The organism is Collimonas pratensis (assembly GCF_001584185.1).
Classification (GTDB): Bacteria; Pseudomonadota; Gammaproteobacteria; order Burkholderiales; family Burkholderiaceae_D; genus Collimonas; species Collimonas pratensis.
The window spans coordinates 948,445-967,045 of sequence record NZ_CP013234.1 but is presented as its reverse complement, the minus strand read 5'-3'; the positions used below and the strand labels follow the sequence as shown (position 1 = coordinate 967,045).

Here is an 18,601-nt window from a genome sequence, read left to right as displayed (position 1 = left end):
AACAACACCGATTCTTTCCGTAATATACTTTCTTCGTTGGCGGTAACGACTGCGGGCACAGCGTCCCATGCCTGGCGAACTCAATCAAGATTGAGTTCTTCGCTACTTATTTGAGTTGTGCAATTCTCTATAAAAAATTGGAGAACACGGCTACTTGTGGATTAGCTCGATACGCAAAAGAGCAATTCCCAGAATTCGCTTCTCCAATGAGCCCGTCATTACCTGAGGTGACGTTGCATTAGGAATCGAAATAGAAATTTCCTGCTTGCCGCCGAAATTATTGAGAGGCACAACCATTTCATTGCCATCAACCGAAGTCGAAATCATCGTTTCGCGCCAGTGTCCGGTTGATTCTACGCTGTCGAAATTGACTGCTGTTGGTCGTTCCGGGCTTGCGCCATGAACATAGAATTTTAAAATGGCAGCACAACTCCTTGTGGTGCATTCTTCCGGGACAGGAAGTACTAGCTTGGAGTTCCCTTGTGACCAAACCAGATTAGGTTCTAAACGATACCATCCTGACGGCAAGATAATCGAACCCTCTTTTAAATCAGAGCCGATCACAATTGGGTACTGGACATTGCCGACTACCGCCGCGGTAAGTGCAGCACGGTTGTTTTTTCCCACTAATTCGGGACGTAATCTGATGACGGCAAATAAGCCGGAGTCAATAACTTCAAGATAAGGTAATTTTTGCAAGGCAAGAATGACTGAATGTCGTTCAGCTTTTAGTTGCAATGGGCAAACAAACCCCGGACGATGGAACTCGTCTTGCTGTTCAATACTGAGTACCATCGTTGTTTGATCGAGACAAGGCCAAAGGTGAGCAGACCATAGCATATTGAAATACGGCACTACCAAAACATCAGCAGTTCCATCAAATAGCATTTTCATTGCTGCTGGAATGTCCCCCACATCGAGTTCTTGTCCTATCTCCGCCATTTCAGGGGGCCACTTCCCCTCCGCATCGAACAGATTTTTGTCACCTCCGATATTTAATGTACGAAATCCTGCTCTGGGCGCCAAATAGTTGACGATAAAATCATTCCCCCAGGGAAGGAATGCGACAATTTCGTCTTTTCGGATTAGCCGATGAAGGCTTGCGACAAGGTCATGATCAATTTGATGAAACATTGTTCGTGTAGCGACACCATTACGCCATCTCTCCGGAATATTAGGGAGGTTAAATAGCACAAGTAATGAAAAGACCCCCACCCATAACATATCCTCCCTTCGATTACCGTGTGCCATGGTGTACATAATCAACAACCACACGGCAAAGATACCGAGTGCAGACCAGCGATAGGATGCTCTCATTACTTTAAAGCCAGGTAATATTTCAGAGATCCATGCGTTGCCGGTCGGCATAATGGCAAGATCAGCCGACATCAACGCGCTTTGCTGTCCAGAATGGCTAAGTTGAAGGGTTTCCGGCTTTGTCGAGTTTATTTTCAACGACGGGCCAAGCGCCATATAAAATCCGAAAACCGCAATCAGAAGAGCCGCGGTAACTAATATGGTCTGTTGCCGATTTCTCTTCCAGGCAATAATCCCGGCAAGAATCAAGGGAAGCGAGAAAGTAGTGCTCCAGACTGATGCATCTCCGAAATACACGTCATCGCTGCGCGTTAAACTGAATCCGAGCAAGTCCGGTATCCAATGCATGCCCTTTGTCGGGATCGCCATAAAAGACAGATCTAGTCCCCATCCTCTAAAAAAATCGATTGGCTCTCCTCCAAAACTTGTCTTGCCAACGTATGCGCTAAAGAGAAGATAAGCCAAACCAAGGCTAATCATGTGCACCGGGAGTGCTGTTCGTAACAAGGTGCACCGCATTTCAGGTCGATTGAACGCAGCAACGGCCAGAAGAATGCTTGCGCCTGTTGCAAACATCATGAACGTGTAACCATCCATAAATACGGAAATGAAGGCAGCTACAAAATAGAAAACGATCGCCGAAGCGGTGACTCCATTTTCTGCGTCCATCACAAACAGTTTCAACGCCGCCAAAAAATAAAATGGCAAAAGCCCCATGCCCAACGAAAGCATGCTGTATCCGGCATGCGCCCATATGATCGGCATGCTCATCCATACCATTCCCCCCAGTAAGGACAATGATCTCCTTGCACCAAATTTCCGAGCAATCTGATAAGCGGAAAACAGCCCCACTGCTAACCAAAAAGCAACCATCCCCGAATAAGCATCCGCCGGGTGTAAACCCAGCCTGATCAGCAAACTTGCCGGCCATGCACCTGCCAGCCCAAAAGCAATCGCGGCCGGTTTCGGAAAACCAAAATCATGTGAAAAAATGCTGTACCAGGGGCCATTCGCAAACGACTGCGAGAATCCCGTTGTCCATATGGCTTGCCCAAGAGTCGGAGTCGTAAAGAATGGTAGTGCGCCATTCAATACCAGGACGAAAACGATCGCTGCCGCAGCGGACAAACCCTCCCGAACGGTCCAGTTTTGATTGCTAGCCATATTTTTTCTCAAGGACACAAAATTTGGCAGGAATCAGAAATGCCGCCACAAAAAATAAAAAGTCTCCAGCTATCGTGATTAGCCGCCCTAGTAAGACGGCCCTCAGCAAATCGCCATCCGCCACTAGGCCGTTCAGCAACAAGAGCAAAATCAGCTCTCGAACACCAACCCCAGCAGGAGCCCCAGGAGTGACTAAGCCAGCCAGCCATGCCACGATATATGCTCCACCTATCAGCAACCAAGTCTGTATGTGGTAGTCCAAGCTGTCGCGAATTACCCTAAGAAGGGCGGCAAATATTCCACCAGATACAGCGAGAAAAAATATTTGCCAGAGAAATGATGCTGCAACGGGAGATCCAATAATTCTGGATAGCAAATATGCGCCCCCCCATACAGTTCCACACAAAAGAAAAAAGCTTATCAGCGAAGGAAAATCTGGAAATATCAGTGGTAAAACTAGCCATCCGTAAAACAGGCCGGCGACGGCGATCAAACCGAGTTCCCACAGAGATGTCTTTGCCAGTATTTTGCCCGGCCCCCCCGCTGCCATTCCCATTGCTTGACGACCGGCGAGGTGGAAAACATTGCCAGGCACGTACTTCGCCAGTTGGGAAACGCCGTAAATTTTGATCGCCCACAATCGAGTGGCTTGGACGTCAAAATGTATCAACAGATGCCACCAAGCCAATGCAAGCAGTAAATTCGCCGCTCCATATAGGACTGCAAGCCCTAATATGAAAGCCCAGGCTTCTGCCGCAATCTGTGAGAGATCAATCCCGCCCCAATAATTGTGCAAACGAAAAGCAACGAAGACGATTCCTATGATTGCTATTCCACTACCGACCCAGTTAAGCACACGCTGCGAAATGGAACTCATGGTCAACGGCGTGGCTGACAAAGAAGCATAGTCCACGGTAACGGACTCTTGACTTCGATCACGTCGAAATATTTCGATATCAGTTGGATAAAACCACGTGTTGACCAGTGATTGATATGGCCAGGTGTATTACCCAAGCTAGAGATATATTTTCCTCGAGCCAGATTGAGGCCACGCCAAAGTGGCTCCTGCGGAACACTGACGATCAAATACCGCTCCACCACTCGTTGAAGCGCCAGCAAGCCTGCCTCTGGATTTTCCAAATGCTCCAACACCTCACAGCAAACCACTAGATCTGCACTATCTTTCTCTGCATTCAAGTCATAGATGCTACGGGTGTCAAAAAACGAAGGCGACATTCCGCGATTACTCGCATTCTCACGCGCTATTTCGATAACTCGCCTGGAAAAATCACATCCTCTCGCGGAAAATCCCTGTTCATTCCATTGCAAGACCCAGTATCCCTCGCCGCAACCAATTTCGTGTATTGATGTCGGCGATATTTTAGAAACGAAGCCAGACAGAGCCATTTCAAAGCCATTCATCATCCATCGGACGATGGGATTGCGAGAGCTATACTTGTCATAGGTATTTCCAACGACAATGCCGTCTTCCTCAGTGCCACCTGCAATTTTTATACTCATGAGACGCAGCTCTTTTTTTCAGTCATCTTCTCGACTCGCCAAATTCGTATTTTTACCGTTAGCTAGCTTGGCCGTTTTAAAGCGAATATCTTCAAGTAATTTACGGTTTGCTGACAATAAATCAGCTACAAATGCGATAAGTAGGGTTTGAAATCCCATTCCCAATAAAACTGAAGCGAGAATCAGGGACTGGATATGACCATCTCCCTCACCCATCAGATATCGCCATAAAAATCGCAAGCCGATAAGAAAACCGGCAAAGAAAAGAACAGAACCAATTGTTCCAAAAAAGAAAAATGGCCGGTAAATTACAAAAATGCGAACAATAGTCACAATGCTGCGCCTGATATAGGACGGCATGCTTTTGACTAGACGCGAAGGTCGAAGATCTCCGTGCACCCGGATAGGCACTGAGATAACGGACATATTTTTTTGCCCAGCCTGAATGATGGTTTCCAAAGTATAGGTATAGTCGCTGAATACCATCAGTCGTTGCGCCGCTGTGCGGCTCATGGCACGAAATCCACTCGGAGCATCAGGCACGTCTGTATTGCTCGCTATCCGTACCGCCCAACTCCCCAATTTTTGCAGCATTTTCTTTATAGGCGAAAAATGCGAGATGCTAGAAATAGGGCGGCTGCCAATCACCAGTTCTGCCCGGTTTTGAAGAATAGGTAAGGTCAATACAGGAATATCATCGGCGTTATACTGGTTATCTGCGTCAGTGTTGACTATGACGTCAGCTCCTAAACATAAACAAGTATCTAAGCCCGTCATGAAGGCTTTAGCTAACCCCTTGTTTTCGGCATGGCGGACAACATGGTCAACACCATGGGCCTTTGCCACTTCTCCAGTATTGTCTACGCTACCGTCATCGATAACCAACCACTCGACCTGATCAAATCCCGCAACTTTACGGGGTAATGCCAAGAGCGCAATGGGAAGAGTTTCTGCCTCGTTAAAACAAGGTATCTGTATGATTAATTTCAATGGCTTTCTTTTCTATTTTTTGTCGTAACTTTAGCCATTTTAAGGGATAAAGCCAGGGAGTTTTCATATAAAAAAACTGTAAATATTTGTTACGAATAGATACAAAATGATACTCCGCGCAACTTTATTGCTCTGAAAAAGCTGAGTAGTGCTGATACCGAACTATGCGCCATATTGAAATCCCACAATTTTATTGAAACATTAAGTATCTCCATATTCATTCTGCGAATCGTGAAATTTGATCATCAATTTAAATTGACATAACTGGCTTGATTGCTTTACAACCTGTTCGTGACAAATTCTCATTAACATTAATAATAGACAATTAAGATCTCAACCTACAAGGTACAGTCATGCCATCAGCCTCCGCCAGTGCATATGCGATCGGCGATCTCCAAGGATGTTGTTCCAGTTTGTTGTCACTGTTGGAGAAAATAGACTCGACTACTCCAAATTCACACCTGATTTTTGTCGGCGACCTAGTCAATCGCGGCCCGCAATCGCTACAGACATTGCGCCTGATACGCGCCCTGGGCGAGCGTGCCCAAGCTGTGCTCGGCAACCACGACCTACATCTGCTAGCCGCGGCCCACGGCATCCGCAAACTCCACCGCAGCGATACCCTGGATGAAATCCTGAACGCGCCGGACCGGGATGAACTGCTGGACTGGCTCAGGCATCGGCCCCTGGCGCTATGCCAGCAAGACCATTTGTTTGTGCATGCCGGCGTGTTGCCGCAATGGTCTGCAACAAAAACACTGTCATTGGCGCAAGAAGTAGCCGATGTACTACAGGGACCGGACTGGGTAGGTTTCTTGCGCGAGATGTATGGCAATCAGCCTTTGCACTGGAACGATGACCTTCAAGGCAACGACCGCCTGCGCTGCATCGTCAACGCCCTGACTCGCCTGCGCTTTTGCGACAAAGACGGGACGATGGAACTGGCGGCGAAGGAAAGCACGGGAATTTCCCTGCCCGGCTACCTGCCATGGTTCGACGCGCCGCAGCGGCAAACGGAGGACGTCACCGTAGTGTTCGGACACTGGTCGACACTGGGATTGATACAGAGACCCAATCTGCTCGGACTGGATACCGGCTGCGTCTGGGGCGGCAAGCTGACTGCCGTACGCCTGGCGGACCGGGCCCTGCTGCAAGTCAGCTGCCCACAAGCGCAACGCCCTGGCTAGCTCCGCAGCCGGCTGCGGATCCCCTCATCACGCTCAAGCCGCAGCGCTGGCCTGCTCTGCTTGAGACTGGCCCAGCGCTTCGGCAATCAAGCCTTGCGCAGCCGTAGCCAGCTGCCGCCGGTGCAGGCCGGCGGTCTCGATGGGCGCCAGCTGGATCAGCTCGGCTTTCATCGGCTCTCCCTGCAGGATCGCGATCATGCTTTGTGCAAAAGTCATGTCGCCGATAAAGTCGGCGGCCGGATGCAGCGCGCCTTGCGCATCCAGATAGCGCAGGGCATACGGCTGTACCGGTACCCTGGCGTCCAGCGCGGCTTCAAACAGGTTGGCGTGGAACGGTAGCAGGGCGCCTTGCGGCGCGGTGGTTCCTTCCGGGAAGAAGGCAACCCGCTCGCCGGCTTCGATGCTGGTGACCAGTCCCTGGAAGATGCGCCGCACGTCACGCTGCTTGCCGCGGGCGATGAAGATGGTGCCGCCCTTTTCGCATAGCCAGCCTAGCAGCGGCCAGTCGCGGATGTCCGACTTGCCGACGAAACTGCAGGTCTGGATCGAGTTGATGGCGAAGATGTCTAGCCAAGATATGTGATTGGCGACGATCAGCGCCCGCACCGCCGCGACATTGTTGCCGGGGTTGTGCAAGCTGACTTGCACCCGGCAGATCGCCAGCAGCTCAACCGACCATTGACGGATACGCCAGCGGCGGCCGGTGTCATCGGCGAACGGGAACACCACTGCGCAAGTCCACAGGCCGACCACCAGGTGCAGCAGCACGCGCGTAAGGCGCCAGGTAAACTGCAGCCGCTTTTGCAAGCTGCTCATGGGCGTTCGAAAGTAATGTGCCCGGCCACGATCGTGGTCTTGACGCGCCCACTGAGTTCATATCCGAGGAAAGGCGTGTGCTTGCCCTGGCTGGCCAGTTCTTTGGCGGCGACGGTCCAGCGCACTGCCGGATCGAACAGGCAGATGTCGGCGATGCTGCCGACCGCTAGCTGGCCGGCAGGCAGGCCTGCCACGCGCGCCGCGTCAGTCGTGATTTTTGCCAGCGCGCGGCTGAGACGCTGCGGTGCCGCTTCGACGCATTCCTCGGCCCATTTCAAGGTCAGCGACAATAGCAGTTCCAGGCCGGTAGCGCCGGGCGTGGCTTCGCCAAACGGCAGCAGTTTCTCGTCGTCGTCGACCGGTGTGTGGTCCGAGCAGATGGCGTCGATGGTGCCGTCCAGCAGTGCCTGGCGGATGGCGTCGCGGTCGCGCTGCGAGCGGAACGGTGGTGTCATGCGGGCATTGGAATCGAAGAAGCCGATGTCGACGTCAGTCATGTGGATATGGTGGGCGCCGACGTCGCAGCTGATCGGCAAGCCTTCTTTCTTGGCATTGCGTATCAGTTCCAGCCCTTCGGCGGAGGAGATCCGGCACAGGTGCACGCGTGCGCCGGTGGCGCGCACCAGCTCGAAAATGGTCTGCAGCCGTATCGTCTCGGCCATGGTCGGCACGCCGGACAGGCCAAGCCGCGAGGCGATCGGGCCGCTATGGGCGATACCGCCAGCGCCGAGGTAAGGATCTTGCGGGCGCAGCCAGACCGTGTAGGAAAAGGTACGCGCATATTGCAGCGCGCGCAGCAGCACCGTAGTATCCAGGATCGGCTCTTCGGCCTGGGCGAAGCCGATGCAGCCGGCGTCGGTCAGCTCGGCCATTTCGGTCAGTTCCTGTCCCTTCAGTCCTACCGTCAGTGCGCCGAGCGGATAGACGTGCGCCTGGTTCAGGCTTTTGGCACGATGCTTCAGCATTTCCACCAAGCCCGGTTCATCCAGCACCGGATCGGTGTCGGGCGGACAGACCAGGCTGGTCACGCCGCCCTGCATCGCTGCCTGCATTTCCGATTCCAGCGTCGCCTTGTATTCGTAGCCCGGCTCGCGCAGGCGCGCGCTCAGGTCGACCAGGCCCGGCGCCACCACCAGGCCGCTGGCGTCGATGGTTTTGTTGGCGGTGAAATCGGCGGGAGCGCTGCCGACGCCGACGATCTTGCCGGCGGCGATAAACAGATCTTGCTGAGCATCGATATGGTTTGCGGGGTCAATCAGACGGCCGTTTTTGATGTGAAGTTTCATCTGTAGATGTTATGGCGATTCTATAATTATTTATCTGGATTCAGGCTGGTGGCGCGTTGCTTCAATTCCCGGCCAAGATGCTCATGACTGCCATCCGCACCGCGATGCCGAAGGTCACCTGCGGCAGAATCACCGCCTGCGCGCCGTCCGCCACTGCCGAATCGATCTCGACGCCGCGGTTCATCGGCCCCGGGTGCATCACGATCGCGTCCGGCTTGGCCAGCGCCAGCCGTTCCGGCGTCAGGCCGTAGCTTTTGAAGAATTCCTGCGCCGATGGCAGCAGAGCGCCGCTCATGCGTTCATTCTGCAAGCGCAGCATGATGATGACGTCGACGCCCTTCAAGCCTTCGTTCATGTCGGTGAATACGCGCACGCCCATTTGCTCCAGGCCGCTCGGCAGCAAGGTACGCGGGCCAATGGCGCGTACTTCCGGTACGCCCAGGGTAGTCAGGCCGTGGATGTCGGAACGCGCCACCCGGCTGTGCAGGATGTCGCCGACGATCGCTACCGTCAGGTTGCTGAAATCCTTTTTGTAATGGCGGATGGTGTACATGTCCAGCAAGCCCTGGGTCGGGTGGGCGTGACGGCCGTCGCCGGCATTCACCACATGCACGTGGTGCTGCCTGGTGTCGGTCAGGTGCTTGGCGATCAGGTAGGGCGCGCCGGATTGCGCATGGCGCACCACGAACATGTCGGCGTGCATGGCGGACAGGTTGTCGATGGTGTCCAGCAGCGATTCGCCCTTGCTGGCGCTGGAGGCAGAAATGTTCAGGTTGATGACGTCAGCCGACAGGCGCTTGGAAGCAATCTCAAACGTGGTACGTGTCCGGGTCGAATTTTCAAAAAACAGGTTGAACACGCTTTTGCCGCGCATCAGCGGCACCTTTTTGACATCGCGATCGCTGACACCGACGAAGGAAGAAGCCGTATCCAGGATGTGCGTGACAACGGATGTCGGCAAACCCTCGATCGTCAGCAGATGCTGCAGTTCGCCGTTTTTATTGAGTTGGGGATTAAGCATTGGTTTGAATGTCTAGAGTAAAACTGCCGTCGTCGGCGCGTTGAAGTTGCAGGGACTGGCCCGGTTGAAGCGTGGCCGCGGCGGCGACAAAGTCGGCTGCCACCGGCAAATCGCGTTCACCGCGGTCTACCAGCGCCGCCAGCATGATCTTTGCCGGGCGGCCGTAATCGAACAATTCATTGATGGCGGCGCGCGTAGTGCGGCCGGTGTACAGCACATCGTCCACCAGCAGGATGGTGGCGCCGTTGACGTCGAAGGGAATCTGGGTCGGCTTGATATCGGTGCGCAAGCCTTTTTCGGAAAAATCGTCGCGGTAGAACGAGACATCGATAAAACCCAGACGCTCGGCAGGGTTCAGTTTCAAGGCTGCGACCAGCCGCTCGGCGATCCAGGCGCCACCTGAGTAGATGCCGATGACCGCCACATTGTCGGTCTGCGCCAGCGCGCTTTTTACTTTTGCCTCAAGCGCCTGGTACAGCGCTTCGGCATCAAATTGGGGGGTGATAGTAGTCATTGCATCTTCATCGCAAAATCGAACAGGATCATTCGGATAAATCATCAAAATACTGCTGCAAAATAATCGCCGCCGCCTGGTCGTCGATCACCTCGCCGCGCTGCTGCTTGATCACTGCCGACGAATAACGCTCATCCACCAGCACCGTCGCCACCGCATAGCGGCCGTGCAACTGATTGGCGAAGCGCTGGCAGCGCACGCTCATTTCATGCTCGGCGCCATCCGGATGCAGCGGCAAGCCGACTACGCACAGTACTGGTTGCCACTCTTTGATCAGCAGCGCGATGTCGGCAAACTTGCCGTCATTGGTGGCTGCGCTGATGACCTGCAAGGGTTGCGCCTGCTTCAGCAGGGTATTGCCGACCGCCACACCGATACGCTTGAGGCCGAAATCGAAGCCCAGCACGGTGCCGCTCAAGCCGGTCAGACCGCTCATGCCAGGCTCCTGCGCATAGCGCGGCTCAACTCATGCACGGCCGGATTCCGCAGTCAGCATATACGGCGAAATGCCAAGCAGATTGACGGCAGCGGCAAATCGCTCGGCAATCGGCAAGTCGAAAATGATGGCCGGATCGGCAGCCACCGTCAGCCAGCCGTTATGCACGATTTCGCTTTCCAGCTGGCCCGCACTCCAGCCGGAACAACCCAGGCTGACCAGCAGACGCTGCGGTCCGCTGCCTTGAGCGACTTCTTCCAGCACATCCTTGGAGGTGGTCATGGCGACCTGTTCCGTCACATTCAGCGTCGACGAATAACTCTTGCCCGGGGTGTGCAGCACAAAGCCACGCTCAACCTGGACTGGGCCGCCGAACATCACCGGCCGTTCGCCGATCGGATCGTCGAAACCCAGTTCCGTACTGATTTCCAGCTTCAGGTCGATACGCTCGAACAGCAGCTGCATGGTCATATCGGTAGGTTTATTGATCACCACGCCGAGCGCGCCATTGGCATTATGTTCACACAAATACACCACGGTGCCGCCGAAAACCGGATCCAGCATGGAGGGCATTGCAATAAGGAAATGATTTGTCAGATTCAGGGAGGGGGAATCCGGGTCGCCCGACGCCTTCGCCGCGCTCTTGCGCGCGGGCGAATCGTCCGGGGTTGTATCTAGCTTGGCCATGGGCGGCATTTTATCAGTTTTAAACCGGTGCTAGCCGCTTTGAATAGTGTTGCTTCTCGGGTAAAGTCGCTCGCAAGCCCGCCTCGGCGTTACCTCGCAAGAATTTTTAAATAGACTGTCTCTATGCCCCAGTTTGAAAAATCCCTGGTCTGGTTCCGCCGCGACTTGCGCGTGTTCGACCACGCCGCCCTGCATCACGCCTTAAAAGCCAGCAAAACCGTGTTTTGCGCGTTCGTGTTCGACACCGACATCCTGCAGCCTTTGCTGGATGCAGGCCTGACGGCTGATCGCCGCCTCGAGTTCATTCGCGACAGCATAGTTGAACTCGACCTGGAACTGCGCAAGCTGGGCGGCGCCCTGATCGTCCGTCACGGCAGCGCCGCCGATGTGATCCCAACCCTGGCCAGGCAGTTGGACATTAACGCTGTGTTCAGCAATCGCGACTACGAGCCGCAGGCTAGGCAACGCGATGCCGCAGTCGCCAGCACCCTGGCCGCCGCCGGCTGCGGCTGGCAAAGCTTCAAGGATCAGGTGATTTTTGAGCAAGACGAAATACTTACCCTGTCAGGACAGCCGTTTTCCGTATTCACGCCTTACAAGAACGCGTGGATGAAAAAACTGGCTACAGCCGACGGGCCGTTCTTCCTGCAACCCTACCAAATCGAGAAATACGCCGCGCGCCTGGCGCCGCCGCCGGCGCAACCAGGCAAGATCCCCGGCCTGGCAGAACTTGGCTTTCGCGAAACCAATCTGCGGACATTGAAAATCACCCCCGGCATGTCAGGCGCCACCGCACTACTGGAAAATTTCCTGCCCCGCATCGGCAACTATGAAGAAGCCCGCAACTTCCCGGCGCTCAAAGGGCCCTCCTATCTTTCCATCCATCTGCGTTTCGGCACCATATCGATCCGCACCCTGGCCCGCGCCGCCTATCAGGCACTGCATCATGGCGCCGCTGCCAGCGGCGCTGCGGTATGGCTGTCGGAACTGATCTGGCGTGATTTTTACTTCATGATTCTGTATCACCACCCGCATGTTGCGCAGCGCGCATTCAAGCCGGACTACGATGCCATACAGTGGGAAAACGGCCAGCATGGGCAGGCATTGTTCCAAGCCTGGTGCGCCGGCCGCACCGGCTATCCGTTAGTGGATGCGGCAATGCTGCAACTTAAGCAAAGCGGCTATATGCATAATCGCCTGCGCATGGTGACCGCCTCTTTTCTGATCAAGGACCTGGGTATCGACTGGCGTTGGGGTGAGCGCTATTTCGCCGAACAATTGAATGACTTCGACCTGGCCGCCAACAACGGCGGCTGGCAGTGGGCGGCATCGTCCGGCTGCGATGCCCAGCCTTATTTCCGCATCTTCAATCCGGTTACGCAATCCGAGAAATTCGATACGGAGGGTAAATTCATTCGCCGCTACCTGCCCCAGCTTACCGGCCTCGGCAACAAGCATATCCACGCGCCATGGCTAGCGCCAGCAAAGGACTTGCAGGATGCCGGTATCCGCCTGGGAGAAAATTATCCGCTGCCCTTGGTGCAGCACGATGATGCGCGCAAACAGACCTTGCAGCGTTATGCGGTGGTGAAGAAAGCGCTTGAGGAGTAAGAAAGAGTTGAACGAGCGGGCGGCAATACCTCTGTCGCCCGCTCGTTCAATTTTATTGCAGCGTATTTGCTTCTTTGTTGATGAACGACTTGATGCTGCGGATCAGTTCATCTTCTTGATACGGCTTGCCCAGATACTCGTTGACGCCCAGTTCCATCGCATAGCTGCGATGCTTGGAAGCGGTACGCGAGGTGATCATGATGATCGGGATATGGCGCGTGCGTTCGTCGTTGCGGATATTGCGGCTCAAGTCGAAACCGTCCATGCGCGGCATTTCGATATCCACCAGCATGACGTCGGGCGTAATCGCCTGCAGCTGCTCCAGCGCATCGACGCCGTCTTTCGCCAGCACTACCTGATAGCCTTCGCGCGACAGCAGACGCTGGGTAACCCGGCGCACGGTCAGGGAATCGTCGACCACCATCACCACGCTCTGGCTGCGCAAACCCTGCACCGGCTGTGCCGCTGGCGGCAAGACGGATTCTGGATTGACCGCCATTTCGGCCACGGCGCCCATCACATCGTGGGTCGCCAGATGCGATTGGCGCGGCGCCCGATGTTCGTGTGCGGAACGCTGCAGTTGCAGCTGCATCAACGGCACCGGATTCAAGATCAGCACGATATCGCCGGAACCCAGCACCGTGGCGCCGGCAATCCCGATCATCCGCGACAACTGCGGACCGATATTCTTGACCACGACTTCTCGGTTACCGACGATTTCGTCGACATGCAAGGCTACCCGGTCATTACCGCTACGCAAAATGATGATCGGCGAATACTGCTGCGCCACCGGCACCATCTCGGCATCGCCCAGCAAGGTCGATAGATATTGCAAAGGCACCTTGTGTCCTTGCCACATCAGCATGCCATCGTTGTAGGCAGCAGCCAGCGCCTTCGCCTTCAACTGCTGCACCTGCTCGACCAGCGCCGACGGCACGGCATACGTATTGCCGCCGGTAGTCAGCAGCACCACCTGCGTCACTGCCAGCGTCAGCGGCAAGTGAATCGTGAAATGCGTGCCTTGGCCAGGATCGCTGGTGACCGCCACACGGCCGCCCAGCGACGCAGCTTCCGAACGCACCACGTCCATGCCGACGCCGCGTCCAGCCAGCTCGGTCACATCGGTGGCGGTGGAAAATCCCGGACGGAAAATCAGGTCGGTGGTTTCCAGATCGGACAGTTGCTGATCGCTTTCCAGCAAACCGACCGTGCGCGCCTTGTCACGGATGCGCGGCAGGTTCAAGCCCTGGCCATCGTCCGACAGCTGAATCAGGATTTCATTGCCGTCCTGGCGGATTTCAATTTTCAGTTCGCCGGTTTCGCTCTTGCCTGCGGCACGCCGCGCTTCCCGCGACTCTATCCCGTGCACGATGGCGTTACGCAGCAAATGCTCGAACGGAGCGATCATCTTTTCCAGCACGCTACGGTCGATTTCCACGTGGCTGCCGCGGATGTCGAGGTTGACGCGCTTGTCCAGTTCCTTGGCGACCTGGCGCGTCAGACGGTACAGACGCTCGCCGATACTGGCAAACTGCACCATCCGCACATGCATCAGGTCCTGTTGCAGATCGCGCGTCAGCCGGCGTTGCGTCAGCAAGTCGACATTGGCGCCTTCGACCGTGTTGGTCAGGTTCTTCTGCAGCGAGGCGACGTCGTTGACGCTCTCCGCCATCATCCGCGTCAGTTCCTGCAGCCGGGTAAAACGGTCGAATTCGAGCGGATCGAATTCGCGTTCGCCTGCCAGCGTCATGCGCGAGCTGATTTGCGCCTCGGCCTGGATTTCGATTTCACGCAGCTGGCCGCGCAAGCGGTCAACGTTTTCGGTCAGTTCCGACAAAGACAATTGCAAGGTGCCGATACCGGATTCAAGCCGCGAACGGGTGATCGATACTTCACCGGCCTGGTTCACCAGGCGGTCAAGAATATCTGCATTGACACGCACTTGCGACACCAGCCCGGTGTGGCTGGCAAGCGCCGGTGCCGCAGTATGAACCACCGCCCCAGCCGCCAGCGAAGGCATCACGCTCGGCAGGTTAACCGGCGCATGCGCGTCGCTCACAGTCTCGGCAGCAAGCGGCACAGCTGGTGCCACCGGCTTGGCGGCCTGCGGATTACGCAGGTTGTCAAACATTTGCACGCCGCGGTCATAGTGCGCCAGCAATTCGTCGACCGTGTGGCGTGACGAGCTGCCCGCTTGCAGGATCACCTCGATATGGCTTTCCATCTCGTGCATGTGCTGGCCCAGCACCATCGCGCCGGCCATGCGGGCACTGCCCTTGATGGTGTGCAGATGACGCAGGATGGCCTGCGGCACCGGATGGGCGCTGGTGGTGCCGACCGGATTTTCCTGCCAGCTGCGCAAGGCGCTGCCGATCTGCGGCAGCATGTCGCTGCCCTCTTCCAGGAACACCGGCAGCAAGTCAGGATCCAGTTCATCGCGCACCACCAGTGCAGGATCGATGTCCTCGTCCTTCGGTGCCTCGAACAGATGTGGCACTTCCGTCACGATGGCGGGCTGGTGCGGCGCTACGGCGGCAAGCACGACCGGCTGCACGTGCAGTGCTTCGTTCCAGCTGTCGGCAGTTTCGGCCACGGCGGCGATCGGCGCGACGGGAACCTCAGCCAGCTGCGGTGCGATTTCCGCTACTATCGATTCCAGCTCGACGGCAGGCGCAACGGCTTCCGGCATAGCGGCTTCCTCGCTACCGTCCAATTGCGGCAACTCTTCCACTTCATGCGCACGCGACTCTTGCCGTTGCCAGAGGCCGTCCAGGCTGCTGACCAGCGCCGGCTCGTAATACGGCATGTCGCCTTGGGTGAACTGCTGCAGCATCCACTTGGTGCGTTCGACGCTCAGCTGCAAGGTGTCGTAGTCGGCGCCATGCAGGCTTCCCGGTTGCAGCGCCATGCGTTGCAAGGCCATTTCCAGCGCGTGCGCGACTTCCTGCAAGGGCTTGAAACCTACCGTAGCGGAACTGCCTGCCAAAGAATGGGCGGCGTGCACCGACTGTGTCATCACCGGCCGTTCAGGCTCGTGGCGCCATTCGGCAAAATCGTGCGCCAGGTGACGCACCAGTTGGTCGGTCTCGGCCAGATAGATGTTGTAAAGCGGCAGGCTGATGGTCAGGTCGCCGATCTGCTTGGTGCTGTCATCGTGCCGGATTTCCTGCATCCCTGGGAAAGCGATGACTTCGGCGCTGACCTGCATGGCCATCGGCGCAGCAACCGGCAACGTTTCCGCCGGTGCCCGCTCCTGCGTTTCGGCCAGCGGCGCCAGCTCTTCTTCAAAGCTGGCTTCATTCGCTGTGCTGTCAGCGGCGACGATGGTATCTGTGTGCTCAGCGTGGGTGACGCCAAACAAAGCCAGGTCGTCGTCGCTGAGCTGGATTTCTTCCGCTTGCGCCGGCAGTTCCGGCAGATCGTTGAGTTCCAGGGTGTCGCTGGCAACCTCGGCCGGGGCCACGGCGGGCACGGCGAAGACGCCGCCTTCGCGCACTGTCTCGGCAATTTCAGCCAAGGCATATGGTGTGCGTTCCGAGTTTCCGTACAACTGGATTTCCTTGACCCAGCCATCCAGCTCCGTCACGGCGTGGTCGAGCAAAGCACTCAGGTCGCTGCTCACCGCGCGCGATTCCGACAACCACAGATTCAATACCTGTTCGATGCTCCAGGCGGCTTCGCCGAAAGCATTCAGGCCAATCATGCGGCCGCTGCCTTTGAGCGTATGGAAGGCGCGGCGCAATACCGTCAGCGGTTCCTGCTTATGCGGTGCGCCGTGCAATTGCAGAAGAGCTTGCCTGGCATTAGTCAGGACCTCTTCTGCTTCGGACAAAAAAATCTCACGCAGTTCGGCGTCAGCCTCCTCGTCTGTCACCGCCGCCACCGCGGCTACAGGCGCCGCCACTTCTGCTGCATGCAAGGGCACGATGGTGGTAACGATGTCCGCCAGCGATTGCTGTGACGCCGAAAAATCCGGATGGTCGAGAATATCGATTGCAGCCTGGGCGCGATCGGTGGCTTCAGGATTATCGCTCAGGGCGGCATCAACCCGCATCTGCACCAGCGACTCTTTCAGTCTTTCCTGCAGTTCCGGATCGTGCGGCTGCGCTGTCAGCGACAACGCCAGTTCGGCAGATTGCTGCTGATGCTGCAACAGCTCCTCTTCCACGGTCGCCAGTTCAGGCAACGACGGCAGGTTGTCGCCGCCAGCTGCATGCGCTGTCGGCGGCTGATCGGCGCCGGTCGGCGCCACCACTGGATCTGGCTGCGGCGCCGCAACCGGCGTGCGCCGCTCCAGCAGATTAATGCGGAATACGCCGGCCTCTTCGTCGAAAGTGAAGTGGTTGTTTTGCGTATCCGACTGGTGCTGCAGCGTTTCAATGAAAAAGCTCAGGGCGCCGATGTTTTGCGCAATCTGCTCAAATTCTTTCTGCTCCGGCGCTTCCGGCAACAGCTCGCCACCTTCGGCGGCGAAACGCTTCAAGGTGTTGCGCGTATGTTCCACCACGCGAATGGCGTCGCTCTGGTCCTGGATCGCCAGCGCACCCTGGATCTGGTGCAGCACTTGTTCGATCTGGGTCAGCACTTCGCGCCGCTCTGGCTCCTTGAAGAATTCGTCCAGCATTTTCTCGACCTGACGCAGGCTCGACAGCATTTCCGAGGCCAGCATCTTGACGGTCTGGCGCTGTTGCGCTTCACGATAGATGTCATCGATCCACTGCGCCGGTTTGCCCAGGGTCTCACCGGAGACCACGGCCAGAAGGCGCGCAGTCATGGCGTCGGCACGCTCGGAGAAATTCTGCGGCAGGCGGCTGATGTGATTCAGCGTGTTTTCAATGAACAGCAGGCTGGTGGCGATTTCCATGCAGATCGCATCGCCAGGCCGCGAGTGCGCGGCGTGGCGGGCGATGCCGTTCAGTTCGCGCAGCAGCTTGGACAAAGACGGCGCATTGAGCTGGCTGCCTGCTTCGCTGAGGCCATGCATTTCTTTTTCAAAGGCAGCGGCAGGGGCAGCGTCGCCGCTGGCCAGCCGGTCCCACATGTTCTTGGCTTGGCCCAGGCGCTCCTTGGCCGCGCCCAGCGCATCCAGGCTGATCTGGCCGTAATGGCGGGTGCTGTAGTCGGTCGGCACCAGGCCGTTGAGACGATAGGCAGCGCGGATCTGGGTGGTCAGCTTGGAGGCGTTTTCGATCCCGGCGATAAAGAACAAGGCATCGCGCAACAGTCTTTCCGAAATGCTGGAAGAACCCTGGCTCAGGCGACGCAGTTGCAGGTTGATGCGGGCGAACAGCTGCTTGACATACAACTCATTGGAAACCTGCGCTGTCGCCACCGCTTCCGAAAAACCGTGCATGACCCACCAGAATGCGCGTGCCTGCTGGTTGCGTTGGGTCTGCTCGACTTCGCCGACCACCACTTGCATGGCGCCGGCGTTTTCCAGTTCGATGGCCTTGTCGGCGCTTTTCAGGAACGGCAGCAGCGCGCGCTCAAAGCGCTTGCGCAAGGGCAGGTATGCCTCGGCTTCGATCGCGACGGCATGTTCGGCCGCAGGGAAATGCGGACGGATGGTGAGGTCGGGGAAAAACAGGTCGGCCGGATGAATTCTTTCAGCGCCGCGGATTTCCAGCAACGCCTGGTAATAAGGGAACAGACGCACCGGCTGATGGCTGCCGCCAGCCAGTACTTCGTCCAGGTATTCGATCAATGCTTGATAAGCGTTGCCGATGGTCTGCACATGCTGCGCAGTCAGTTCGGCCTGGCCGGACTCGGCACGCTCAAGCAGCTCTTCAACGGTTTCCGTGATGATGATGACGCCGTCGATGTCGACCATCTGCAAAGCGCCATGCGCCTGGTGCAGATAAGTCTTGGCATGACGGATGGCGGTCGAATGATCGTCGCCGGCCTGCTGCTTGTCGTGAATTTGCGACAAGGCGTTGCCGGACTGGTTCAGCGCCTCGCGAATTTCGCTCATCACCCATGACAATGGTCCGGTATCAAGATGAGTCCGCGTAGAGTCAGCGGTACTGGAAAAATCGGTGGTCATGACTGCCT

The 18,601-nt window shown here is 56.5% G+C and carries 13 protein-coding genes; 2 read left to right on the top strand and 11 right to left on the bottom strand.

Annotated features, from left to right (window positions below; all coding sequences use genetic code 11):
- Nucleotides 1-150 precede the first annotated feature (150 nt).
- The 4 genes from CPter91_RS04375 to CPter91_RS04360 are packed head-to-tail and all read right to left on the bottom strand — an operon-like array spanning nt 151 to nt 4,992.
- Nucleotides 151-2,481: a hypothetical protein gene (locus CPter91_RS04375; RefSeq protein WP_061937419.1), complete on the bottom strand. Its 2,331-nt coding sequence runs from the start codon at nt 2,479-2,481 to the stop codon at nt 151-153.
- Nucleotides 2,474-3,358 (bottom strand): hypothetical protein, encoded by an 885-nt coding sequence (locus CPter91_RS04370; protein ID WP_061937417.1) that lies wholly within the window; start codon nt 3,356-3,358, stop codon nt 2,474-2,476. Before CPter91_RS04370 ends, CPter91_RS04375 begins: the two co-directional genes overlap by 8 nt.
- Nucleotides 3,359-3,360: 2 nt before the next feature.
- Complete coding sequence (locus CPter91_RS04365; protein ID WP_205631653.1) at nt 3,361-4,002, bottom strand: class I SAM-dependent methyltransferase; 642 nt, start codon at nt 4,000-4,002, stop codon at nt 3,361-3,363.
- Between the two features lie 18 nt (nt 4,003-4,020).
- Nucleotides 4,021-4,992: a glycosyltransferase family 2 protein gene (locus CPter91_RS04360; RefSeq protein ID WP_061937414.1), complete on the bottom strand. Its 972-nt coding sequence runs from the start codon at nt 4,990-4,992 to the stop codon at nt 4,021-4,023.
- A 353-nt stretch (nt 4,993-5,345) separates the two neighbouring features.
- On the opposite strand from CPter91_RS04360, the gene CPter91_RS04355 reads away from it, so the two are divergent.
- Nucleotides 5,346-6,179 (top strand): symmetrical bis(5'-nucleosyl)-tetraphosphatase, encoded by an 834-nt coding sequence (locus tag CPter91_RS04355; RefSeq protein ID WP_061937412.1) that lies wholly within the window; start codon nt 5,346-5,348, stop codon nt 6,177-6,179.
- 33 nt (nt 6,180-6,212) lie between these two features.
- Here the strand turns inward: CPter91_RS04355 and CPter91_RS04350 are convergent, their stop codons facing one another.
- The 6 genes from CPter91_RS04350 to CPter91_RS04325 all read right to left on the bottom strand — a co-directional run bounded on the left by CPter91_RS04350 (nt 6,213) and on the right by CPter91_RS04325 (nt 10,948).
- Nucleotides 6,213-6,995, bottom strand: a complete 783-nt coding sequence (locus CPter91_RS04350) for a lysophospholipid acyltransferase family protein (RefSeq protein ID WP_061937409.1) — start codon at nt 6,993-6,995, stop codon at nt 6,213-6,215.
- Complete coding sequence (locus CPter91_RS04345; RefSeq protein ID WP_061937406.1) at nt 6,992-8,281, bottom strand: dihydroorotase; 1,290 nt, start codon at nt 8,279-8,281, stop codon at nt 6,992-6,994. The genes CPter91_RS04350 and CPter91_RS04345 overlap by 4 nt, the downstream gene beginning before the upstream one ends.
- A gap of 61 nt (nt 8,282-8,342) precedes the next feature.
- Nucleotides 8,343-9,302 carry an aspartate carbamoyltransferase catalytic subunit gene (locus CPter91_RS04340; RefSeq protein WP_014004791.1) on the bottom strand — a complete coding sequence of 320 codons (960 nt, stop codon included), beginning with the start codon at nt 9,300-9,302 and terminating at the stop codon, nt 8,343-8,345.
- Nucleotides 9,295-9,816 carry a bifunctional pyr operon transcriptional regulator/uracil phosphoribosyltransferase PyrR gene (pyrR, locus tag CPter91_RS04335; RefSeq protein ID WP_061937403.1) on the bottom strand — a complete coding sequence of 174 codons (522 nt, stop codon included), beginning with the start codon at nt 9,814-9,816 and terminating at the stop codon, nt 9,295-9,297. The genes CPter91_RS04340 and pyrR overlap by 8 nt, the downstream gene beginning before the upstream one ends.
- Before the next feature lie 28 nt (nt 9,817-9,844).
- Nucleotides 9,845-10,252, bottom strand: coding sequence for a Holliday junction resolvase RuvX (gene ruvX, locus CPter91_RS04330; protein ID WP_061937400.1), 408 nt, complete (start codon nt 10,250-10,252; stop codon nt 9,845-9,847).
- A 30-nt stretch (nt 10,253-10,282) separates the two neighbouring features.
- The gene (locus CPter91_RS04325) at nt 10,283-10,948 is read right to left on the bottom strand and encodes a YqgE/AlgH family protein (protein ID WP_061937397.1); all 666 of its coding nucleotides are present in this window, start codon (nt 10,946-10,948) and stop codon (nt 10,283-10,285) included.
- Between the two features lie 114 nt (nt 10,949-11,062).
- Here CPter91_RS04325 and CPter91_RS04320 point away from each other — a divergent pair, with 114 nt between their 5' ends.
- Nucleotides 11,063-12,550, top strand: a complete 1,488-nt coding sequence (locus tag CPter91_RS04320; protein ID WP_061937394.1) for a cryptochrome/photolyase family protein — start codon at nt 11,063-11,065, stop codon at nt 12,548-12,550.
- 52 nt (nt 12,551-12,602) lie between these two features.
- On the opposite strand, the gene CPter91_RS04315 is transcribed toward CPter91_RS04320, so the two are convergent.
- Nucleotides 12,603-18,593 (bottom strand): hybrid sensor histidine kinase/response regulator, encoded by a 5,991-nt coding sequence (locus tag CPter91_RS04315; RefSeq protein WP_061937391.1) that lies wholly within the window; start codon nt 18,591-18,593, stop codon nt 12,603-12,605.
- Nucleotides 18,594-18,601: the final 8 nt, after the last annotated feature.